Origin of the sequence: Variovorax glucosi (assembly GCF_051216695.1) — a bacterium.
GTDB lineage: Bacteria > Pseudomonadota > Gammaproteobacteria > Burkholderiales > Burkholderiaceae_C > Variovorax.
In genome coordinates, this window is sequence record NZ_JBPJZE010000001.1 from 600676 (window position 1) to 622788 (window position 22113).

At 63.5% G+C, this 22113-nt stretch carries 16 protein-coding genes and 1 tRNA gene; 10 read left to right on the forward strand and 7 right to left on the reverse strand.

Features of this window, described 5'->3' with window-relative positions; translation table 11 throughout:
- Positions 1–184: 184 nt before the first annotated feature.
- From ACSFA3_RS02940 to ACSFA3_RS02960, 5 genes are all read left to right on the forward strand, one after another.
- Positions 185–258 (forward strand) — tRNA-Gly (locus ACSFA3_RS02940).
- 147 nt (positions 259–405) lie between these two features.
- Positions 406–963 (forward strand): fasciclin domain-containing protein, encoded by a 558-nt coding sequence (locus tag ACSFA3_RS02945; RefSeq protein ID WP_435503896.1) that lies wholly within the window; start codon positions 406–408, stop codon positions 961–963.
- Positions 964–1229: 266 nt separating this feature from the next.
- Positions 1230–2600 carry a porin family protein gene (locus tag ACSFA3_RS02950; RefSeq protein ID WP_435503897.1) on the forward strand — a complete coding sequence of 457 codons (1371 nt, stop codon included), beginning with the start codon at positions 1230–1232 and terminating at the stop codon, positions 2598–2600.
- The gene (locus ACSFA3_RS02955; protein ID WP_435503898.1) at positions 2600–3073 is read left to right on the forward strand and encodes a hypothetical protein; all 474 of its coding nucleotides are present in this window, start codon (positions 2600–2602) and stop codon (positions 3071–3073) included. The genes ACSFA3_RS02950 and ACSFA3_RS02955 overlap by 1 nt, the downstream gene beginning before the upstream one ends.
- 20 nt (positions 3074–3093) lie before the next feature.
- Positions 3094–6147: a sensor domain-containing protein gene (locus ACSFA3_RS02960; protein WP_435503899.1), complete on the forward strand. Its 3054-nt coding sequence runs from the start codon at positions 3094–3096 to the stop codon at positions 6145–6147.
- Positions 6148–6154: 7 nt separating this feature from the next.
- On the opposite strand, the gene ACSFA3_RS02965 is transcribed toward ACSFA3_RS02960, so the two are convergent.
- The 7 genes from ACSFA3_RS02965 to ACSFA3_RS02995 form a co-directional block, all read right to left on the reverse strand.
- On the reverse strand, positions 6155–6604 hold the full coding sequence (locus ACSFA3_RS02965) for an acyl-CoA thioesterase (RefSeq protein WP_435503900.1): 450 nt from the start codon (positions 6602–6604) through the stop codon (positions 6155–6157).
- 13 nt (positions 6605–6617) lie between these two features.
- On the reverse strand, positions 6618–6923 hold the full coding sequence (locus ACSFA3_RS02970) for a hypothetical protein (protein WP_435503901.1): 306 nt from the start codon (positions 6921–6923) through the stop codon (positions 6618–6620).
- Positions 6924–7014: 91 nt separating this feature from the next.
- Positions 7015–7812 carry a hypothetical protein gene (locus tag ACSFA3_RS02975; RefSeq protein WP_435503902.1) on the reverse strand — a complete coding sequence of 266 codons (798 nt, stop codon included), beginning with the start codon at positions 7810–7812 and terminating at the stop codon, positions 7015–7017.
- Positions 7813–7853: 41 nt separating this feature from the next.
- Positions 7854–11165 (reverse strand): error-prone DNA polymerase, encoded by a 3312-nt coding sequence (locus ACSFA3_RS02980; protein ID WP_435503903.1) that lies wholly within the window; start codon positions 11163–11165, stop codon positions 7854–7856.
- Complete coding sequence (locus ACSFA3_RS02985) at positions 11158–12474, reverse strand: Y-family DNA polymerase (protein ID WP_435503904.1); 1317 nt, start codon at positions 12472–12474, stop codon at positions 11158–11160. Before ACSFA3_RS02985 ends, ACSFA3_RS02980 begins: the two co-directional genes overlap by 8 nt.
- Positions 12443–13303: a translesion DNA synthesis-associated protein ImuA gene (gene imuA / locus ACSFA3_RS02990; protein ID WP_435503905.1), complete on the reverse strand. Its 861-nt coding sequence runs from the start codon at positions 13301–13303 to the stop codon at positions 12443–12445. Before imuA ends, ACSFA3_RS02985 begins: the two co-directional genes overlap by 32 nt.
- 68 nt (positions 13304–13371) lie before the next feature.
- Positions 13372–15018 (reverse strand): ATP-binding protein, encoded by a 1647-nt coding sequence (locus tag ACSFA3_RS02995; RefSeq protein ID WP_435503906.1) that lies wholly within the window; start codon positions 15016–15018, stop codon positions 13372–13374.
- 122 nt (positions 15019–15140) lie between these two features.
- On the opposite strand from ACSFA3_RS02995, the gene ACSFA3_RS03000 reads away from it, so the two are divergent.
- The 5 genes from ACSFA3_RS03000 to ACSFA3_RS03020 all read left to right on the forward strand — a co-directional run bounded on the left by ACSFA3_RS03000 (position 15141) and on the right by ACSFA3_RS03020 (position 21905).
- Entirely contained in the window at positions 15141–15488 is a 348-nt protein-coding gene (locus ACSFA3_RS03000) for a c-type cytochrome (RefSeq protein WP_435503907.1), read from the forward strand.
- Between the two features lie 15 nt (positions 15489–15503).
- Positions 15504–16223 (forward strand): hypothetical protein, encoded by a 720-nt coding sequence (locus ACSFA3_RS03005; protein WP_435503908.1) that lies wholly within the window; start codon positions 15504–15506, stop codon positions 16221–16223.
- 112 nt (positions 16224–16335) lie between these two features.
- Positions 16336–18972 (forward strand): type VI secretion system Vgr family protein, encoded by a 2637-nt coding sequence (locus tag ACSFA3_RS03010; RefSeq protein WP_435503909.1) that lies wholly within the window; start codon positions 16336–16338, stop codon positions 18970–18972.
- 39 nt (positions 18973–19011) lie between these two features.
- Positions 19012–21351 (forward strand): glycoside hydrolase family 19 protein, encoded by a 2340-nt coding sequence (locus ACSFA3_RS03015; RefSeq protein ID WP_435503910.1) that lies wholly within the window; start codon positions 19012–19014, stop codon positions 21349–21351.
- A complete protein-coding gene (locus ACSFA3_RS03020) occupies positions 21348–21905 on the forward strand; it encodes a hypothetical protein (RefSeq protein WP_435503911.1) in 558 nt (185 codons plus the stop codon). Before ACSFA3_RS03015 ends, ACSFA3_RS03020 begins: the two co-directional genes overlap by 4 nt.
- The last annotated feature ends 208 nt before the right edge of the window (positions 21906–22113 follow it).

Sequence of the window (22113 nt, forward strand, 5' to 3'; positions counted from 1 at the left end):
GATGTGTATTTTCTATGCAGTCCCGATTTCCGGATGCGGGGCTGGCGTGATCGAGTCGACGAAAAACGGGAAAACAGTTCAGATTGCGTGCGCCCTCACCTTTCGAAGACAAATGTTAACTGTCTTTTCAATCCAGTCCGCTCAGTGTCGACGGCCGATGCCATCGTTAGAATGCTCACCCGATGCGGGTGTAGCTCAATGGCAGAGCTGTTGCTTCCCAAGCAACTGACGAGAGTTCGATTCTCTTCACCCGCTCCACTCCAGGCGCAGCATGCGCATCGCCGGTAGGACAAAGCCGCGGATCGTCCCGAGGCGCGACGTCCGATGAATCCAGCGCCGGCTTCGGCCCGTATGAGTAACAGTCGCCACGCATCTTCGTCGCGGCGAACAACTCAGGAGTCATCCATGCAAGCCAAATTTTCCCGCCTCGCTTCAGTCACCCTCGCCGTCGCGCTGTCGGTCGGTGCCGTTTCCGCCATGGCCCAGGTGATGGTCGGTGGCGCTTCGATGCTTCCGACCAAGGACATCATCGACAACGCAGTCAATTCCAAGGATCACACGACGCTGGTCGCTGCCGTCAAGGCGGCAGGTCTGGTCGAAACGCTCAAGGGTCCGGGCCCGTTCACCGTCTTCGCACCGACCAATGCGGCTTTCGCCGCACTGCCGGCAGGCACGGTCGATACGCTGCTGAAGCCAGAGAACAAGGCGATGCTGACCAGCATCCTCACGTACCACGTCGTGCCGGGCAAGCTCGATGCAGCCGCGCTGTCGAAGGAAGTCATGGCCGGCAAGGGCATGGCCAAGCTCAAGACGGTCGCCGGCGGCACGCTGACGGTGAAGAGCACGGGCGGCAAGGTCACCGTGACCGATGAGAAGGGCGATGTGGCCACCGTGACGATCGCCGATGTGATCCAGTCGAACGGCGTGATCCACGTGATCGACAAGGTCATGCTGCCGAAGTAATCGAACGAGTCCGCTCGGGACACGCTCCGTTTCGGAGCGTTCCGACCGACCTTTTGGGAGATGCCGAAATCACTTTCGGCATCTCCTTTTCTTTTGTCGCAACCCCATGCACTGCCGGACCCGATGGCACGCCTTCGCGCGAAAAGGCGTTCGATCGTCTTGTGCCCATGTCCCGTAGTGCAAATAAGCGTCGTACGACGACTCAAGTTCGCCTTTGCATCGTCGAAAACCAAGGTTAGCGCTAAAGCGCATCAACGACCTTCGACATGCCATCCAAGCGAATACCTTCAATTTACGTACCGCGCTTCACAGGACCATCGGTACTCGCGCTGCTGATCGGCGCGCCGCTTTCCACATCCGCAATTGCCCAGGCCGATGCGCAAACGCCTGTCTCTGTGCCTGCGCCTGTGCCTGCGCCGATCCGGTCCGAATCCATCTGGAACCTGAGCGGTTTCGGCACGCTGGGCGTCGTCGACCAGTCCGGCGGCGGCGACCTGAGATTCCTGCGCAACAGCACCCAGCTGGGCTCCTCCTCGAAGCTCAGCGCCTTGTCCGATTCGCGCCTGGGTCTGCAGCTCGACTGGCGGTCGGGCTCGCAGTGGGAAGGTGGCATCCAGGGCGTTTTGCTGCGCAGACCCGCAGGCACGCCGGCCAGCGAAAGCATCGAATGGGCGTATCTCGGCTATCGGCTCTGGCCCGACATGCGGGTGCGCATCGGTCGCACCAGCCCCGATCTGTTTCTGTTCTCCGACAGCCGCAACGTCGGCTTCGCGATGCCCTGGGCACGGCCGCCCGTCGATTTCTACGGCAATGTGCCGCTGGCCGCGATCGACGGCATCGACATCGACCAGCGCTGGCGTGCCGGCGACTCGACATGGCGCGCCCGGGCGACCGCCGGCTCCGTCGACACGAGCGTGACGGACACCGACGGCACGCGCCTGAAGTTCAAGGGAAAGGACGTCATGGCGCTGAGCCTGACCCGCGAAGAAGGCGGACTGCTGATGAAGGCCACATTTCTCCGCAGTCGCCTGCGGGTGAACACGGGTGCGGGCGCCGCGCAGTTGCAGCAGGGCCTGGACGAACTGTCGGCACTGCCGGTGCCGGGTCTGGCCGACTCGCTCGGCCCCCTGGGCTCCAACCTCTGGAGCGGCGGTCCCGCAAAGTACTTCGGGCTCGCCGCCATGTACGAAACCGGGCCGTGGACATTCGTCGCGGAAGGCAGCCAGGTCGACGTGCCGCGCAGTCCGCTGAGTGCCCGGCGCGGCTATGTGAGCGCCGGCTACCGCGTCGGCGCGGTCACGTATTACGGCATCGCAAGCCGGGTGAAGCCCACGAAAAGCGCGGCGGCCGAACCTGCACTGGCCGATGCGCTGACGCCTTTCATCGGACCGGAAGGCGCGCAGCAGGCGCAGACGATCGCAGGCTTCGCCGCCGCTGCCGGGAACAACTTCAGGTACGACCAGGCGACCGTCGGCGTCGGCCTGCGATGGGACTTCGCGCAGAACGCAGCCCTGAAGCTGCAGGTCGACCGGTTCGATGTAAACCGCAACGGCAGCGCCGGATGGCGCTATTCCGACGGACGCGCCGCAAAGGGCACGCTCGTGTCGGTGCTGGTCGACTTCGTTTGGGGGCAATGATGGAAAACATCTCTTCGAAACCCGGATCTGCCGCCTCGTTCGTGGCATCGGTGTTCGTACCGGCGTTGTTGTGGGCGGGCTGGACGGGCCTGGCTCTCGCGGCGGAACCGATGCCGATCTTCGTGGTCGTCTCGGCGCAAAGTCCGGTGCGTGCCCTCGAACAGAAAGACGTTCTCGCTCTCTACACGGGCCGCACCCGGACCGTGCCGGGCAGCGACACGGCGACGCCGATCGACCAGCAGCGCGACGGACCGGCGCGCGCCGACTTCTATCAGGCGCTCACCGGCATGGACATCGCCCGCATCAACAGTTACTGGGCGCGTCTGCATTTCACCGGCCAGGTCCAGCCGCCGCAGGCCGTCGGCGACGACGGCGCCGTGATCCAGCGGCTGCGAGCCGACCCTGCGGCCATCGGCTATGTGCTGCGCGAGCCCCAGAGCCCTGCGGTGCGCGTGGTGCTGCGCCTCCCTTGACGCATTCCGAATCCGACGTCGTGAGAAATCATCGCCACAGCCGCAGCCTGCACGCACGTTTCAGGAACGCGATGCTCGCCATCGCCGTCGTTCTGGCGGCGGTGGTCGCCCTGATCGCCTATCACAGCGCCAAGTCGCACTATGTCGAGGCCGGCGAGGCATCGGCCCGCGCGATCGTCGGCGCAGTCCAGAAGACGATGACCGTCGGCGTGTATGCGCGCGACGAGGTGCTGCTCAAGGAACTCGTCGACGGGCTGGCGCACCACCCGTCGGTCGCACGCGTCGGCGTGCTGGACATCAACGGCCGCCAGATGGTCTCTGCCAGGAGCCCGCTCGCATCCGTCGGTCGCGCCGACATGGACTCGCCGCCGGTCGAATCGACGCTGACCTCGCCGTTCAACAAAGAAGAGACGATCGGGCGCCTGCAGGTCTGGCTGGATTCCACCCGGCTGGCGGCCGAGGCGCGTCAGCAGGCGAGCATCCTGGTCGGCGCGCTGATCGTGCTGCTGGCGAGCGTGCTGACCGTCTTCAACGCGCTGGCGAGCCGGTTGCTGTCGCGGCCGATGCACAGGCTTGCCGATGCACTCGAACGCATCGAACCGGGCAGCCCTCAGCGCCTGATCATCGAGCGCCAGCATGCGCGCGACGAAGTCGGCGTCGTGATGGCGGCGGCCAACCGCCTGCTCGATCTGCAGCAGGATGCGATGGAGCGCGAACGCGCCATGCGCGGGGAGATCACCGCACTGGAAGCCCGGTACCGCGGCATCTTCGATTCGACCAGCGCGGGCATCTTCATTCTGTCGGCCGAGGGCAAGCTGCTGCAGGCAAACCCGGCGATGAGCCGGCTTCTGGGGATGTCGGCGGACACGCTGGACGCCACGCACATCGCCGGGATCGCCGACTTCGCCGAGACGATGTTCTTCGAGCCCGAACAGCTGGTGCTGCTCGTCGAGCGCGCGCGGGCGTCGGCCCAGCCGGAAGCAGAGGATCTGGAACTCGTGCGCAGCGACGGCAGCACGCTGTGGGCGCACTGCATGGTCTCGGCCATCGTCGACCCGGCATCCGGCCGGCATCGCGTGGAGGGCGTGCTCTACGACATCACGCAGCGCAAGCAGCAGGAACACGATGCGCACCATCGCGCCGAACATGACGCGCTCACCGGCCTCAAGAGCCGCGCCTTCATCGAGTCGTCGCTGGGGCAGCACGTGCACACCGCGCGCCTGAGCGAAGGCGCCGTCACGCTGATGTTCATCGATCTCGACGGCTTCAAGAGCGTCAACGACCGCTGGGGCCATGCCGCCGGAGACGCGGTGCTGGTGGAAGCGGCCAACCGGCTGCGCGCGCTGTTCCAGCGCAGCTGCGAATTGGTCGGGCGCCTGGGCGGCGACGAGCTGGTGGTGATGATCGCGGGCTTCGAGGCGACGCATCCGAGCATCGGCGAGCTGGCCGCGCGCCTGATCGACAGCTTCAAGGTCGCATTCGAACTGCCGAACGGCGAACTCGCCCGCGTCGGCGCGAGCGTGGGGGTGGCGAGCTATCCGCTGCACGCCACCAATTCGAAGACGCTGATCCATGCCGCCGACGCAGCCATGTATGCGGTCAAGCAATCCGGCAAGGGCGGATTCGTCATCGCCGAGACGGGCGATTCGTCCTACGGCGAAAACACCTCCGAGGCTGCCCTGATGTGGCAGGCCTTCCCGGACCTGCGGGATGGCCCGGAAGCTCCGGAAGCGCGGGAGGCACAGCGCGACGCCCTGACGGGTCTGTTGAGCCGCCGGCAGCTCGTCGATCAGCTCGCCTCGGCGCACGCACGGGTGATCCACGGTGCCGAACGGGTGGCAGTGATCTGCCTGGACATCGACCAGTTCAAGCTGCTGAACGTAGCCCACGGATCGCACATCGGCGACGAGGTGCTGTGCGAGGCCGCGCGTCGATTCGATTCCGTCCTGCGACGCACCGACCTGATCGCGCGAACCGGCGGCGACGAATTCGTGGCGGTGGTCTCGGCCGGCGGCGTTGGCGTCTCGGGCGACGAGGAAGCCAGGCGCATCGCCGAGGCCGTGGCGGCCACGCTGCTGAACTGCCTCTCGGAACCTTTCCGGCTGAGCTCCTGCACCGTCGCCGTCCATGCCAGCGCCGGCGTCAGCCTGATCGATTCTCGCGCTGCGGACGGACTGGTCGTCCTGCGCGAAGCCCAGCTGGCGCTGCGGCGCTCGAAAGCCTCGGGCAGCGGCAGCCTGGTCTTCTTCGAGCAGGCCATGATGGCCGGGTTCCACGATCAGCTGTCGCTCGAGGAAGACCTGCGCGCGGCCATCGGATCGCCGCAGATGTTCCTGCATGTTCAGCCGCAGGTCGACTGCGAGGGCATCGTGAGCGGGGGCGAAGCGCTGCTGCGCTGGCGTCATCCGACACGCGGACTGGTGCCGCCGGACCAGTTCATACCGCTCGCCGAATCCTGCGGCGCCATCATCGACCTGGGCATCTGGGTGCTGCACGCGGGCTGCGAGATCCTGGTCGATCTGCGCAAGGACGGCGGCCGGCAGACAATGGCGATCAACATCAGTCCGGTGCAGTTCAATCACCTGGACTTCGTCTCCCACGTGCGTCAGGCGCTGGAAGCCAGCCGTGCGCCGGCCGACGGACTGATCCTCGAAATCACCGAAGGCTTGCTGATCACCGACGTGAACCGCGTGACCGGACGCCTGCACGAACTGGTCGCCATGGGCGTGCGGTTCTCGATCGACGATTTCGGCACCGGCTTTTCGAGCCTCGGCTACCTGCGCCAGCTGCCGCTCTACGAAATCAAGATCGACCGCAGCTTCATCGTCGGCCTGCCGCACGACGTCGCCAGCGCCGGCATCGTCTGCTCGATCCTCTCGATGGGCTCGCACCTCGGGCTGCACGTCGTAGCGGAGGGCGTGGAGACCAGCGAACAGTCGCAGTTCCTGGCGACCCACGGATGTCCGTCGCAGCAGGGCTGGCTGCACGGACGTCCGATGCCGCCGGATGGCTTCCTGGTCGCGTCGGATACGCGCGGCAGCGATTCCGGTGTCGAAATGGATTTCGTGATCTAGCGTGGACCTAGCGCAGGCCGGCGTCAGGCAGCATCAGTGCCGCCAGCACGGCGCGGGTGCCGTCCGGAATCGTCGTCGGCCGGCTGCTTTCGCGGTCGACGTAGACATGGACGAAGTGGCCCAGTGCCGAGGCGACCTCTGCATCGTTGCGGAAAATCGCGATCTCGTAGCGCACGCTGCTGTTGCCGAGGTGCGCCACGCGCAAGCCGACGGTGACCACGTCCGGAAAGCCGATCGACGAGAAATATTTGCACTGCGACTCGACCACCAGGCCGATGACCGGGCTGGTGCCGATCTGCAGCACGCCGTGCTCGATCAGGTGCCGGTTCACCGCACTGTCGAAGAATGCGTAATAGACGACGTTGTTGACATGACCGTAGGCGTCGTTGTCGGCCCAGCGGGTCTCCATTTTCTGGAGCGCCAAGAAATCGGTACGGCGGGGAGGCTGCGTCTGCATTCGGTCGATCAGATCAGGGTTGAAACGGAGTCGCATTCCGGCGTTCGTCGGCAACCATCCATTCGCCAGCAATGCGTTCGGCAAAAATGCCGAGTTGGCGACCGTCGATCTCGCCCATGCAAACGCCTTGATAGTGCACGCAGAAGCGCGAAAAATTGATGCTCAGCGCCTGGGCTGCATCGAAAAGGCAGGCTGCCAGCGAAATGTGGCCACGGTCGACGTAGCACGGCGCCGGATCCACGCCACCCATCCGGGGTGCACGAACGCTGTAGGTAAAGGAGCGCGAATGATGCTTCACGAATTCAAGAACGGGTTGCATCTGCGCTCCTCGTCTGATGCGGGCAATGTCGAACCGACGTTGGCCCGACATGTCCGCAACAACTCACAGACGTCGCAGTTTACAATTGGAATTAGTTATTGCAAGCGGTTTGCATTTCGATTTCGTCATGCAGAGGCGTCAGCAATCCCTGCACATCCTCGTCGAATCCCGCGACCGGCTGTGTCTTGGCAAGCGTCATCCAGACGGCGAACGGCATGCGCGGCATGGCGCGATGCACGGCCGGCCGGGCGACGACCAGGCGCCCGCCCTCCAGCATCAGCACGCCGCATTCGACGGGCACCTCGTCGGGCGAGGCGATCGGCCGGTCCTTGGCATCACGACCGAGCACGTACCAGCATTCGCCGCCGAGCTCCAGATAGGCGGCGCGCTTGTCCGGCTTGCGCAGATCGGCGATGAGGTCGGAGCGACGCACCTTGATCTCGTGAACGATGGGCTGCGCATAAGCTTCGACGCTGGTGTTGCGGATCGAAAACACATCCGGCCGCGCGATGCACCAGCGGTGCGGACCGCCCTCCTCCAGCGGCGGCAGTTGCGCCCGCAAGCCGATGCCGCGCCAGGCGATGCGCCCGGAACGCGTCATCTCGCGCGCGACCTGCTCGACCAGCGCCTCGTGGTCGGACAGCGCCGCGCGGTTCACGCGCAGCGAGCCCGCGATGTGCGCGATGCCGCTGTCGGTGACGCGCAAGGTTTCGTGCCCGAGCGCGGATGTGCGCCGTTCCAGCAGTCCGGCGGCCAGAAGATCGATCTCGACGGCGTCGCAGCACGGCCAGCCGGACGACCGGTACATCTCTCTCAGCCGACGCGCATGAATGCGCCCGAGCACGACAGGCGTCGCTTCCGGGTTTTCTGTTGAATCTGAAAAAGCCATTGGGCCCGATTAAAGATGACACGCCGGCGTATTGCTCGGCATCAGTGAAAGTCCCTGCTTCGCCGGCTGTCGGCCAACCGGCCCAGCAACGGCGTCAGGTCCTTGAATCGGCGTGCGAGCAGATGCCTCACCTGCCCGCCGCCGGCCGTGTTGCGCTGCCAGATGCCCTGTACCGCCAGCAGCTTGGCCTTGAGCAGCGGCTCGCGCTCTTCCTCGACCAGATCGTTCCAGACGATGACGTTGACGATGCCGGTCTCGTCTTCCAGCGACACGAAGATCGTGCCCTTGGCCGTGCCGGGTCGCTGGCGCATCGTGACGATGCCGCAGGCGCGCACGACACGGCCGTCGGGCAGGTCGTGGAGTTCGTCGGCGCTCAGCAGCTTCATGCGTGCAAAGCGCGGCCGCAGCAGCGCCAGCGGATGGCGGCGCAACGTGAGGTTGAGCGATGCGTAGTCGCCGACGATTTCCTCGCCTTCGGTGGCGATCGGCAGTTGCAGCGCTTCCTCGCGGATCGGCACGCCCTTGAGCAGCGCCGTCGTGCGGCGCTGCGCGGTGGCGTCCCAGACCTGCTGCCGGCGATGCCCCGACAGCGCCATCAGCGCATCGGCACCGGCCAGCGCAGCCATGTCGCGGCTGTCGAGATCGGCGCGCAGTGCGAGATCCTCGGTGCTGGTGAAAGGCGCGACGGCGCGGGCCTTCAGCAGGCGCTCGGCACCGGCTCTGCTCAAGGAAACGATCCTACCCAACCCCAGCCTCACCGCCGGATGCCCCTCACGCATTGCTCCTTCCAGCGTACTGTCGAATCCGCTCACCGTCACATCCACCGCCCGCACCTCCACCCCGTGCCGCCGCGCGTCCTGTACCAGCTGCGACGCCGAATAAAAGCCCATCGGCTGCGAATCCAGCATCGCAGCCAGGAAACACGCCGGCTCATGAAATTTCAGCCAGCAGCTCACGCTCACCAGCTTCGCAAAACTGGCCGCGTGGCTTTCCGGGAAACCGTATTCGCCGAACCCCTTCACCTGGCTGAAGATGGCTTCCGCAAACAACCGGTCGTAGCCGTTCTTGACCATGCCGTTGATCAGCTTGTCCTGAAACTTCTCGATCCGGCCAGCCTGCTTCCACGCCGCCATCGCACGGCGCAGGGCGTCGGCCTCGCCGGGGGAGAAGCGCGCTGCGATCATCGCGATCTGCATCACCTGCTCCTGGAAGATCGGCACGCCGAGCGTGCGTCCGAGCGCTTCCTTCAGCTTCGGATAACGGTATTCGATGGTTTCGCCGCGCCGGATCTTTTCCCGGTTCCTGAGGTACGGATGCACCATGCCGCCCTGGATCGGTCCCGGCCGCACGATCGCGACCTCGACCACCAGATCGTAGAAAACCCGCGGCTGCAGGCGCGGCAGCATCGACATCTGCGCCCGGCTCTCGATCTGGAACACGCCGACCGTATCGGCGGCGCAGATCATGTCGTAGACCTTCGGATCGTCGTCGGGTATCTGGTGCATTTCCGTCGCGGTGCCGCGCCACTGGTTCATGAAGTCGAGCGAACGCCGGATCGCGCTCAGCATGCCGAGCGCCAGCACGTCGACCTTCAGCATGCCCATCGCCTCGAGATCGTCCTTTTCCCACTGGATGATCGAGCGATCGGGCATCGACGCGTTCTCCACCGGCACCAGCCGCGTGAGCTTGGTCTGCGTCAGCACGAAGCCGCCGACGTGCTGGCTCAGGTGGCGCGGAAATCCCTTGAGCTGCTCTGTGAGTTCGAGCCACTGGCGCAGTCGCAGCGGCTGTTCGCGCACACCGGCGCGCGTCATCGCCTCCTCCATTCGGTCTTCGAGAATCGTCTGATCGAACCAGTAGTGGTCCTTGGCGAATTCGTCGACCAGCCGCGCATCGACACCCATCGCCTTGCCGACATCGCGCAGCGCGCTGCGTGAGCGGTAGCAGATCACCACCGCCGCGATGGCCGCGCGCTCGCGGCCGTACTTCCCGTAGATGTACTGGATGACCTTTTCGCGCCGCTGGTGTTCGAAATCGACGTCGATGTCCGGCGGCTCGTCGCGCTCCCGGCTCAGGAAACGCTCGAACAGCAGATGACCGACTTCCGGATTGATCGCCGTGATGCCGAGGCAGAAACAGACCGCCGAATTTGCCGAAGAGCCGCGCCCCTGACAGAGAATTTTCTCGGAACGCGCGAAACGGACGATGTCTTCCACGGTGAGAAAGAACATCTCGTAGTGCTTCTCGACGATGAGTTCCAGTTCGTGTTCCAGCTGCTTGCGCACCCGGTCGGGCAAGCCGTCCGGATAGCGTTCCTCGGCGCCCTCCCAGGTCTTGCGCACCAGCGTCTGGGCGGGCGTTTCGCCGTTGCCGAGCAACTCCAGCGGATACTGGTAGTGCTGCTTGATCTCGTCTGGATCGAATCTGCAGCGCGCCATCACTTCCAGCGTGTTCGCGAGCATTTCCGGCGGATACAGATTCGCCAGCCGCACGCGCGAACGCAGGTGCCGCTCCGCATTCCCCTGCAGCGCGAAGCCGCATTCGGCCACCGGCCGGCCCTCGCGGATCGCGGTGATCACGTCCTGCAATGGCTTGCGCGACCGCTTGTGCATGTGGATGTCGCCCGCCGCGACACGCGGAATGCCGCCGGCATCGCCAAGCTCTTCCAGCGTCATCAGCCAGAGGTCGTCGTCGAGCTCGTTCAGCAGTTCGACGGCGATCCAGAGATGGATTCCGAACATCGCCTTCGCTTCGGCGAGATCGGCGCCCAGCGTGAGGCGGTCGATCGCGCCGCCGGGCTGGCGCTTCGGCACGAAGAGGATTTCGCAGTGTGCGAGCGCGGCGGCGCTGCCGTCTTCCCAGCAGACGCGGTACTGTCCCTTGGGCGCCTTCGTCGTGCGGGCGGCCGTGATGAATTCGCAAAGATTCCCCCAGCCTTCGAGGTCGTGCGCGATCGCCACCAGCCGGAAGTGCCCGAAGTCGAACTCGCTGCCGAACAGCAGCCGGAAATCCGGATTGCGCGCGAGCGGCGGCGCTTCGGGATGCGCGAGCTCCCAGTCCGCCATCGCTTCCGCATGCTCGCGCAGCGCGACATGCGCCCGCACGATGCCAGCGACCGAGCATTCGTCGGTGATCGCCAGCGCGTCGTAACCGAGCTGGTAGGCCTGCGCAACCAGCTCCCCCGGCCGCGAGGCGCCGCGCTGGAAACTGAAATTGGTGAGGCAATGCAGCTCGGCATACGCCGGAAGTTCGGGCGACGCACAAGAAACCGCGCGCTGCGGCAGCACATGGAGCCTGGCCGGGTGACGGGCCAGAAAACGGGCCCTGATCTGCTTGTCGGTGAGTTCAGGCATAGATCCCCTGCAGGAACCAGTGAAGGTTTTCGCGGAACACCCAGACCAGTCCGGCCTCCGGGCTTTCGGCGATGAAGTAGTCGCGCATCGCCGGCCGACCGCCTTCCTTTTGCATCGCGTCGTCGATCCACCAGCCGCCTTCCCGGCGCTGCGGGCCCATCAGCAGGCGCAGCCGACCGAAATACCAGGGCCGGCCGTCGCGCATTTCGAGGCGCGGCGGATCGCGCAGCAGCCAGGCGGGAAAGACCGCGTCGGGCTGCGAGGCTGCGGGAGAGGCGTTTGCAGACGCCGCTTCGCCCTTGCCGCGCAACGCCGGTCGCCAGCTCTGCATGCATTCGGGTCGATGGTCGGCATGCGGAACCGGCACCCGCACCTGCTGCGGCCCGAGTCGCGCACTCAGCCGCTCGACCAGTTCGTGCAGCTTGTCGCCCTTGCGGCTGTCGTCGGGCAGGAAACTGGTACTGGCGCCGGCCCAGGGCGAGGTTTCGACCGAACGCAGCCGCAGCCAGCTGGCCGGCGCGGCGAGCCTGGTCAGTGCCAGGCGTTCGCCCATCAGCCGCCGCAGATGCGCCATGTCCTGCGTTGGCTCGGCGGTGCGCACGGCGACGGCCTGTGTCGGCGGCAGATCGACGCCGTTGTAGCGGCGCATGTCGAGCGTCCATTCGAGTTCGATCGCCAGCACGCCGCGCTGCCGGGCGCGCAGCCAGACCTGCAGCGCGGCCAGCAGGCGGTTGGCCGACCACATCAGCCCGGATGCGTTCTCGGCCAGCGCGGGCAGTTCGAGCTTCTGCTCGAAAACGTCGGGCAGCGTGAGCCAGGTGTGCCGCTCCGGATGCAGGCCCCAGGCCATGTCGAGCGCCTCCCGCAACCCGGCTCCGAAACGTCGCGACAGCCCGCCGCGCGGCAGCGCCGCCACATCGCCCCAGGTGCGGCAGCCCATGCGCGCAAGCACGTCGAGATGTTCGCGGGCGGCGCCGAGCGTGCCGAGCGGCAGGGCGGCCGGCACGTCGGCGGGCGGCTGCCGGCCGGCCGCGAACATGCGCAGCCGCGCCAGCGCGACCAGGCCGGTATCGCCCCTGGCCTGCTGCAGCCGGTGACCCGGCGCGGGATTCTCGATGTTCATGCGCCGCATCAGCCCGTGGCGGCCACCCCACAGCCGCTCGCAGGCCGACACTTCCATCAGCAGCGCTTCGTCGAGCCAGGCGACGCGCGGCGTGTACTGCAGCGCCCACCAGCCGAGGGTTTCGCCCGCGACCGCATCGGGCACCGGTTCGGCCTCAGGCAGCCACCGCAAGGCGATCCACTGCATGGACTTCCCCCTGTTTGGGCTTGCGCAGATCCAGGCGCACCACCGTGGCGATGTGGGCTGCATCGCTCGAATCGACGGTTTCGCCCTGCTGCTGCCGCCTGCGCTTGCGCCGCATCTGGCTGGCCGCGAGCAGCGCCACGATGCGCTCGCTGCGCGCCGGCAGCGTCAGCGGCTGCGCGAGCGGCGGGCCGCGGCGCTTGAGCAGGTGGACGTCCATCTGCCCGCCCTCCGCCGATACCAGCCGGATGCGCAGCCGCGCCGGCGATGCCGACAGCGCCACCGATTCGGGCCTGAAGACGAACAGCAGCCCCTCGTGCTGCGCAGCCGCCAGTTGCAGCCGCCGCAGTTCACCGACCCGCGCCTGCGGCAGCCATGCCATGACGGCCGCCACGTCGGCGCAGCGCAACGCCTGCTCGCAGGCCCACATGTGCGACTGCGACGTGCTGCCGGTGCTGCCGGTGCGACCGCCACGGTCCGGCGAACCGCCACCGACCCACATCAGCGATTCCGACGGCAGGCCGCCTGCTGCCAGCGCCGGCCCGAAAGGCTCGTGCGGCGCGCCGATCAGCACCACCGGCCCCTTGCGCGCCCCGGCCGCCCGTGCCAGCACCGGCAGCAGCAGCTGCCAGACATGCGCATCCGGCGCGCCCAGCAGGATCTCGGTCAGCGCGCCCACAGGCCAGCCGCCGCCCGGCAATTCGACATCGAGCGCGGAATGGCCGGTGGTCATGACCTGCGCATCGGCCGAGCCGAGCTCGTCCCCGCGCCAGACGTTGTGCCGGGCGGAAGCGAAGGACGGGTAGGAGGATGAGGTGAGAGGAAGGCTCATGGCGAAATCTGCGAGTACTGTATTTTTATACAGTATCCGCAGATTCCGCAAGCCTTCGTTTTTTTCTCTTACAGCTCGGCCACTTTGCGGATCAGCACATCCGGATCGAAGGGCTTGATGATCAGCGCCATCTCGTGCCCGAGAAAATTGGCGTCGGTGGCGGCCTGCGCTGCATAGCCGGTCATCAGCAGGATGCGGATTTCAGGCATGCGCTCGCGGGCGTAGTCGGCCACCTGGCGGCCGTTCGGACCCGGCAGTCCGACGTCGGTGAGCAGGATGTCGAAATACGCCGACGGCTGCGCCAGGATCGCCATCGCCTGGGTGCCGTCGACCGCCTCGATCACGACATAGCCCCGGTCGCGCAGCAGATCGACGACCAGCATCCGCACCACTTCGTCGTCTTCCGCCACCAGCACCCGCTGCCCGCCCTGATCGCGATCGCAGGTGTCGCCCGACGCATCGGACGACTCGGCATCCTGCAGTGCTTCTTCCTCGGCGCGCGGCAGGCGCAGCCGGATGGTGGTGCCCGCGCCCTCCTCGCTGTCGATCAGCACGTAGCCGCCCGACTGCCGGATGTAGCCGTACACCATCGACAGCCCCAGACCCGTGCCCTGCCCGATCGGCTTGGTCGTGAAGAACGGATCGAAGGCGCGCGAGACGATTTCCGGCGGCATGCCGATACCGGTGTCGGCGACGCTGACCTCGACATAGTCGCCCGGCGCCAGGTCGGTGCCGATCAGTTCGTCGCTCGACAACGGCAGGTTGCGCGCCCGCAGGCTCAGGTTGCCGCCGTCGGGCATGGCGTCGCGCGCGTTGATGGCCAGGTTGAGCAGCGCGCTCTCGAACTGGTGCGTGTCGGTCCGCACGCGCCACAACGCATCGGGCAGGTGCAGGCTGAGGCCGACGTTTTCTCCGCAGGTCGTGCGCACCAGCGGTTCCACGGCATGGATCGACATGACGACGTCCGACACCTTCTGGTCGAGCGCCTGCCGCCGCGAGAACGCCAGCAGCCGCTGCGTCAGCGAAGAAGCGCGCCGCGCGGAGGCGATGCCGGCCTCGACGTACTTGTCGATGCCCTCGTAGCGCGCCTGCTCGACCCGTTTGCGAATCAGCTGCAGCGGCATCACGATGCCCTGCAGCATGTTGTTGAAGTCGTGCGCGATGCCGCCGGTCAGCTGGCCGACGGCTTCCATCTTCTGTGCCTGGCGCAGCCGCTCCTCGGTTTCCTGGGCGCGCGCCATCGTTTCGCGTTCGGCATTGACGCGCTGGGTCAGTTCGTTGCAGGCGCAGAACATGCCCATGACCTCGCCGTTCTCGTCGCGCACCGGCGTGTAGGAAAAGGAAAAATGCGCTTCCTCGGGGTAGCCGTTGCGCAGCATCTCGAACGCGATGTCGTCCATCTGCGTGGCCCGTCCGGCATAGGCGGCGGAGATGATCGGGTCGACCTGGTCCCAGATTTCGTACCAGACGTCGCAGAAGCGCTGCCCCATCGCGCCCGGATGGCGGGCGCCGAGCATCTCGGCATATTTGTCGTTGTAGAGCGTGATCTGCTCCGGTCCCCAGACGATCAGGATGCCCTGTCCGGCCTCGAGCATGACGCCGACCAGCGTGCGAAGCTGAAGCGGCCAGCCGGAAGGATCGCCCAGCGGAGATTTTTTCCAGTCGATGGATCGAAGCACTCTGCCGGAATCGCCACCGCCTTCGAGGAACTTCATTTTTTCAGCATGAATCGTAGATTTCCCTGAATTATGTCTTGACGATGAATGAAATCTGAACGCCGATGTCCGACAAGAACCCGACAAACGCACCGCTAGGATGCCCGTCAAGGAATGACGTCATGAAGAAAAGTTTGCGTTCGGCCGTCATTGCGACAACAGGGGTTGTGCTCGTCGTCGGTCTGGCTGGCGCCCAGACGACGCCGGAAACAGTCAAGGCGCTGGTCGGTCGCTACAGCTGCCTGACCTGCCACGGCATGGTGCACAAACAGGTCGGACCGGGTTTCGCACAGATCGCGGACCGTTATCGCAGCGACGCTGCGGCGCCCGCACGGCTCGCCGGCAAGATCCGCAACGGCGGCGTCGGCGAATGGGGCCGCGTGATCATGCCGCGCCAGCCGCACATGGCGGAAGACGAATCGCAGGTCCTTGCCAACTGGGTGCTGGCGCAGCCGTCGCCTCCCCGCTGAAGGAGCCATGGAAAAATGAAGAATCGAGGGCACTGGACAGGCGTAGAACGCACGCCCATCGGCGCCTGGGAGCGCGCGCTGCGGCCCAACGGCTCGTCGCTCTGGCTGCTGGTGCTGCTGCTGATCGCCGCGGGCGTTTTTCTGGCGCTGGCTGTGTGGTCGGCGCTGCAGGATGCGCAGCAGGGTGCGCCAGGTCTGCAGGTGATGCAGGTGTCGACGCAGCCTCAGACGCAGCCACAGCCGATCCCGACGGCGGTTTCCGCACCGCAGCAAGGCTCCGAGGCGAACGGATCTGTGGACCCCGCAATGAGCACCGGCCCCCAGCCGCGCGCACAACAGATCTCCAAATGCACCTCGCGCAACGGATCGGCCACTTATTCCGATGGTCCCTGTCCGGCCGGCACGTTCACCAGCGTGATGACGGTGCGCCCCGACACCAACATCGTCGACGGCATGACCCGCGAGGCACGCGAGGCATCGATCGGCAGCAACGCGACCGTGGCACAGGGCGCTGCACAACGCGAACGGCAGGTCGCATCTAACGGACAGGGCCAGGGCCAGGGTCAGGGCCTGGATAGCGGCGGCTCGCGTGCGGCAGAGTGCGGCCGGCTGAGCACTTCGATCGCCGCGATCGACGCTGCCGCGCGTCAGCCGAGGTCCGGGTACGAGCAGGATCGGCTGAAGGCGGAGCGCCTGCAATTGCGGGATCGGCACTTCGCATTACGTTGCATTTGATGCTGCGTTTTGTTTAGTACTTTGCACCGCACCCCGATGTAAGCCTCTTTCGGACAACTTCCCATAATGCCGCCGAGCCCTCGTTTGAAGGGCCGGTTCAGGGGGTTTTGGGATGTCGATCTTCGATGGAGAAGGCGGTGCGGGAACGCGCACGCTGAGGGTTCGGTTGCCTGCGTTTGGGGAACCGGCAAGGGCTGGATCTGGGTTCGGATTGCCGGTCTGGACACCGGTTCGCCTTTCAGGTCGCGAAGGCGTGAATTCGCTGTTCTCGTATGAGCTGCATCTGAAGGCCGACGAGGCGTTGGGATCGTTCGGTGGCGTCTTGGCCGATGCGATCGATGTCGACCTCGACGGCTGGGTCGGACGCGAGATCGGATGCTGCATCGAGCTCGACGGAGCCGGACTTCGCGAGATCAATTCGATCGTCACCGAGGCTTGTCTGTGGGGCGAGGAAGGCCGCCATGTCCAGATCCGGCTGACGCTCAAACCCTGGTTGCATCTGGCGACGCTGCGCACAAACTGCAGGATTTTCCAGAACAAGACAGTTGTTCAGATTCTGGATGAGGTGCTCGTCGATTACGGCTTTCCGGTCGAGAAGCGGCTGGTGGAGCGTTATCCGGTGCGGGACTTTCAGACACAGTTCAATGAGACGGACTTTGCTTTCTTTGCCCGGCTGTGTTCCGAATGGGGAATCAGCTTTCACTTCGAGCATGGTCCGTTGGGGGCCGATGGCTCTGCCGATGCCGATGACGCGACGATCGGTCCGCATCGCCTGATCCTCACCGATGCGATCGGTGGCTTCCAAGCCATGCCCAGCGAGGCCTATCGCAACGTCGACTACCACCCGCCGGGCTGGAAGACTGATGCCGAGTATCTGCACAGCTTTGCGCCAGTGAGCCGGCTGACCAGCGGGCGCTACACGACACGCGACTACGACTACCTGAGGCCACGTGCCGATCTGTCGGTCAGCCAGACCGATCCCGGACCGACAGCACAAGCCGATGGCGAGGTCTATCGCTGGCATGCCGACAGCCACTACGCGCAGCCGGGTGCAGGGGCTGCGCCTGAAGCATCGGATCTGAACGATGTCCATGAAGAAGGCCGGCAGATCGCATCGCTTCGGATGGAGGCGCTGCGTACGGCCGGCATGCGCGCTCAGGCCAGCGGCAATCTGCGCGGGATGGCACCGGGTTTCGTATTCCGGCTGGTCGGTCATCCGAGAGAGGCTGCGAACGTCGAGCACCTGGTGCTTGACGCAATTTTGCTGATCGAGGACGTAGGGCAGGACAGCCAGCGGCGCGTGGATGGTGGCAGTCATCGCTCGCAGCATTGGCAGGTGCGGACCGAACTCGTGCTGCATCCCGTCACCGAGCCGCTGCGTCCCGAAGGTGTCCCCGCAAAGCCGTTCAGCCACGGTCCGCAGACAGCGCTGGTCGTCGGCCCTGAAGGTCAGGACATCTGGACGGATTCGCTCGGTCGAATCAAGGTGCAGTTCCCCTGGGATCGCATCGGCCAGAAGAATCAGAACAGCACCTGCTGGCTGCGCGTGAGTTCACCGTGGGCCGGGAATCAGCTTGGCGGCATCCAGCTGCCACGTGTCGGCCAGGAAGTGCTTGTTTCTTTCATCGGCGGCGATCCCGATTTGCCGATCTGCACCGGACGTGTGCACAACCAGATGAACATGCCACCGTGGGCCTTGCCGGGGCAGTCGGCGCTCTCGGGGTTCCGGTCACGGGAGTTGGTCGATGGCTGCGGGAACAGCGCGATGGGGCGATCGAACCATCTGGTACTCGATGACACGGCAAAGAAGATTCAAGTGCAGCTCAAGAGCGATCACTTGAGTTCGAGCCTGGGGCTGGGATATCTGACGCGGATTGAAGACAACGCGGGGCGCAAGGACGCACGGGGCGAAGGGTTCGAACTACGGACAGATGGGCATGGCGTGCTGCGGGCTGGTGATGGGTTGCTGCTGACGACGGAAACGCGGACGAAAGCAGCCGGCCATGCGAAGGAATTGACCGAGAGCGTTGCCCGGCTCGCGGCAGCACAGGACCAGCACGCGCAGCTGTCTGATGCGGCCAAGCAGGCCCAAGCGCAGGACGGTGGCGATCAGGAGACGGTGGCGAATGCATTGCAAGCGCAGTGCGACGAGATCAAGGGCTCTCGCGGCAAGGCCAGCGGCACAGGCAGCGCCGCCGGTTCTAACGGATCGGATTCCCGCAACGGCGGCGCTGAGGGCAACTTTCCTGAACTGACGCAACCGCACCTCGTGCTCGCCAGCGCAGCGGGCATTGAGTCCACCGCTGCCGAATCCACTCACATCGCCAGCGGCACGCACACAGCCATCACCAGCGGTGGCCACACCAGCATCTCCGCTGGCCGCAGCTTCCTCGCCAGCGCCCGTGAAGCCATCCGCCTGTTCGCCGTCAAAGCCGGCATGCGCCTCGTTGCAGCCAGCGGCGACATCGACATCACCGCGCTGCAGAACGCAGTCCATTTGCTGGCAAAGCTGGAGATCACACATACGGCCGAACGAATCACGATCACGGCGAAAGAAGAAGTGCTGATCAATGGCGCGGGGAGTTATTCGCGTTGGAACGCGGCGGGAATCACGCATGGGACCAAAGGCGCATGGACTGCGCATGCGGCGGGGCACGGAGAAGTCGGGCCGGACAACCTCGGCGTCGCCGATCTGAGATTTCCCAAAGTGGAATTCACCGCGCAGGGCCCGTTCGCGGCCTCTCTTTGACCATATGCAATTCAACGAACTCCAACAAATCCCATTGCCATGCTGATCAGTCCGCCTTTTCTCCCCGCCCGAACCACCGGCCAACTCGACGCCGACTGGGTCGACATGGCCATGAGACCGCCCGTCAGCCGCGCACCGCTTTCCAGCGCGTACGAGGGTTCTTTCCCATTGAGCGCTGCTTTGATGTGGCACAACGGTCTTCATGTTCAAGCCCGATGCAACCCCGACGGCATTACCTGGCCAGCTGTGCGTGCGATTGCTGGTGGAACGATCGTTTATGTGAGCCCACCCACAAAAGCCAATACGGAGTTGGCCGATCCCCAGAACCACAACCCATTCGGCAAAGACGCCGCATGGACCGACAACGGTTTGATGATCGTTTCGCATGAAGCCGAGATTGGCGCCGCCAATGACGAAGCGGCATTACCCACCGCATTCCGTTTCTACAGCGCCTATATGCATCTGGGCCGCATTGCGACAAACCCGGCAACCAAGAAGCCATGGGCTGCCGCCGACGTTGTAGAACGCAAGGACGAACTGGGCACTCCCGGGCAGATCTACGGCGAGGCCGGACAGATCCATCTGGAAATCTGCTGCGACGCTGTCAATGCGGGCGTTGTTCTTGGCCGTTCGGTCGCTTGGCAGGAGAACAGACCGGTCGCAGCACCGACCTCCGATGGCCGGACAGACACTGTCTTCGGCAGCCTGTGGTTCTATCTACCGATCGGCACGCCAACACGAACGACAGAACCAAAGCAGCATCGCCGCCTGCTGTCTGGTGGCGCCAGCGCAACCAGCGATCATTTCATTCCCGACACGCTGAGAGAAGCACGATGGGTCGCGCTGCACTATGAACAAGGCAACGCCAATCTCAAAAGCTTCGACACCGACGGCAATCCGGTCGGCAACCCATTGCTCGCACCGCTAGCCGAATACGGTCTATACAAGGATGCGAATGCGCGTCACGAAAGCTATCTCAAGCACAACCCGGCGGCGCCGGGACAAATCAGCAGCAGCAGCCCCAGCGGCTGGTTCGAATTGCTGCGCTTCGGCCGTAATCTCGGTTTCGGCGGTGGAACCGATCCGCTGCCTGCGGACGCTGCACACTGGCGCGAGATTCCGACTGCGACCGGAACGATATGGGCCGACCTGAATGCGCAAGGCACGCACAAGTTCAGCGACGCCGACTTCCTGCCCGTCGCAGGCTGGAATTGCTACGACGACGATGCGAAGACGGATAACCAGTTGTGCGAATCACCCAATCTCAAGCGATTGCTGCGGCATCCGGAACAGCGCAAGCGAATGGCCGCAATGCCGGAACGGACGATGGAAGCCGATATCAAGGACCGGCTGTCGATTGCTAAGCGGCTTAATGATCCGAAGCTGCACACCATCCTGCGACGAGCGGTGTGCAGGTTTCCGACCGAATGGGACAGAAGCACGATAGAGAAGCGTCATGAATGGACGAGGAATCCTGCGGAGAAACTGCTGCTGGACGATCCGGTGCACTGGAAAAACTTCTGTTTGCATTTGAGGGCAATCAGCTTCGACGATCTGCCCGTTGAATACAAGGCTGCGACCTGGCGGCTTCATCCGGCCGAGTTCATTGCGACGTTTAGACAGTGCGGGTGGTTGAGCAAAAAAGAACTGAAGGAGGTGTACCCCGACAAATTTTACAACAATGTAACGACACCCAACCCCAGCACACAACGGGAAAAATTCCGAACTCACATCAACCGCACAACTCGCAAATACTTTATCAACACCGGAACGAGACAAACACACTTCTTTGGGCAAGGCGCCGTTGAATCTTCATTTCTCTCCCAAATGGTGGAATCATCTGTAATTCCATCGATAAGCCCCTCCCACCCAAGTTTGAGCCCGGAGGTTACCGGTTTTTATCAATCGACGACTGATAAATACTTCGATCAGTATAATTATCGCCTTGGAAATGTGAGCCATGGCGATGGAATAAAGTTCAGAGGCCGCGGAATGAAGCAACTGACAGCACTCGAAAATTATTCCAAATATTGGGTTTATCGGGCATGGATAGAAAAGAGCTCTTTCGACAACCCGTGGTGGATCGCAAACGCTTCGAAAACACCTCAATACAGAGACTGGACTAAAAGATTCCCTGTCGTAACAAACCCCCAACAATTGAGTCTGGACGGTTGGTCTTGCATTGATGCAGGAACCTGGTATTGGGAAGCCGGCGCCGCAAAAACAAGGTTTATGTCGATAAATATGATAATAACTGAAAACGGAGTTTCGTCATCTGACGTCCTTGCCGTTACCTTGGCAATCAACGGAGGCACGAACAGCCTGGAAAATCGCAAAATCCATACTCAAAGGATTTCTGAAGTACTGATGGATCTATGAATAACCTTCAACTCGTTTTTTCAGCCATCTTGTTACTCGGAACAACAAACCCCACAAACGCGCACTCAATAAAATCCGATGACTCTTTCTCTCTCACTATTCCGAGAAAATGGAAAAATCATCACAACATAGAAAATGAAAATTGCCAATTTCTCAAAAATACCCGCTCACCGACTGCGACAGAATGGGATCTGAGAGCATGTAAATACTCAGGAAATTTAGAAGAAGTTCTAAGATTCACTGCCTTTTTAAAGGAAGGCAAGAACTGGATCGCCGCCGGAAGCATGGATCAAAAACCGGCAGAATTGATATCTAGTCACAGCAACTCAATATTCATTGAAACAAAATACCCACCGACATGCGGCATCGTCGATCGAGAATCTGGCTTTCACACAGCTGGAGGTGAATGCTATTCTGCACTTGTCGGGTGTAATAAAAATTATTTGTTAATAGAATCCAATGGGTTAAACACGGACTTTTCAGAAATGCGAAAAATTGCACGATCTGTTATTTTTAAGGAATGTGCCAAAAATTCATCGATTGAAAGTCGATAAAATTTATACGCGATGACTTTCGCATATCCATATGCATCGTGGGCAACGTGCAAACTGTCGACGAATTCTAGATTTCTTAGCCTGAGCTTTGCGCGTTTTAACGTGCTGTAAAGCATGGGAAGCTGTTGCCGTGCAATCCCTGTGACGATTTTTCGTCTAACTTCATCCAATTGCATCGCAGGACAAATATCTGCTTCTTTCGATGAAA

Bases quoted from the DNA above. Each gene is read 5' to 3' on its own strand.
- ACSFA3_RS02945 (WP_435503896.1), top strand. From the start codon at position 406: ATGCAAGCCAAATTTTCCCGCCTCGCTTCAGTCACCCTCGCCGTCGCG.
- ACSFA3_RS03000 (WP_435503907.1), top strand. From the start codon at position 15,141: ATGAAGAAAAGTTTGCGTTCGGCCGTCATTGCGACAACAGGGGTTGTG.
- ACSFA3_RS03020 (WP_435503911.1), top strand. From the start codon at position 21,348: ATGAATAACCTTCAACTCGTTTTTTCAGCCATCTTGTTACTCGGAACA.
- ACSFA3_RS02970 (WP_435503901.1), bottom strand. From the start codon at position 6,923: ATGCAACCCGTTCTTGAATTCGTGAAGCATCATTCGCGCTCCTTTACC.
- ACSFA3_RS03015 (WP_435503910.1), top strand. From the start codon at position 19,012: ATGCTGATCAGTCCGCCTTTTCTCCCCGCCCGAACCACCGGCCAACTC.
- ACSFA3_RS02985 (WP_435503904.1), bottom strand. From the start codon at position 12,474: ATGCAGTGGATCGCCTTGCGGTGGCTGCCTGAGGCCGAACCGGTGCCC.
- ACSFA3_RS02965 (WP_435503900.1), bottom strand. From the start codon at position 6,604: ATGCAGACGCAGCCTCCCCGCCGTACCGATTTCTTGGCGCTCCAGAAA.
- ACSFA3_RS03010 (WP_435503909.1), top strand. From the start codon at position 16,336: ATGTCGATCTTCGATGGAGAAGGCGGTGCGGGAACGCGCACGCTGAGG.
- ACSFA3_RS03005 (WP_435503908.1), top strand. From the start codon at position 15,504: ATGAAGAATCGAGGGCACTGGACAGGCGTAGAACGCACGCCCATCGGC.
- ACSFA3_RS02995 (WP_435503906.1), bottom strand. From the start codon at position 15,018: ATGAAGTTCCTCGAAGGCGGTGGCGATTCCGGCAGAGTGCTTCGATCC.
- ACSFA3_RS02980 (WP_435503903.1), bottom strand. From the start codon at position 11,165: ATGCCTGAACTCACCGACAAGCAGATCAGGGCCCGTTTTCTGGCCCGT.
- ACSFA3_RS02955 (WP_435503898.1), top strand. From the start codon at position 2,600: ATGGAAAACATCTCTTCGAAACCCGGATCTGCCGCCTCGTTCGTGGCA.
- ACSFA3_RS02975 (WP_435503902.1), bottom strand. From the start codon at position 7,812: ATGGCTTTTTCAGATTCAACAGAAAACCCGGAAGCGACGCCTGTCGTG.
- ACSFA3_RS02950 (WP_435503897.1), top strand. From the start codon at position 1,230: ATGCCATCCAAGCGAATACCTTCAATTTACGTACCGCGCTTCACAGGA.
- imuA (WP_435503905.1), bottom strand. From the start codon at position 13,303: ATGAGCCTTCCTCTCACCTCATCCTCCTACCCGTCCTTCGCTTCCGCC.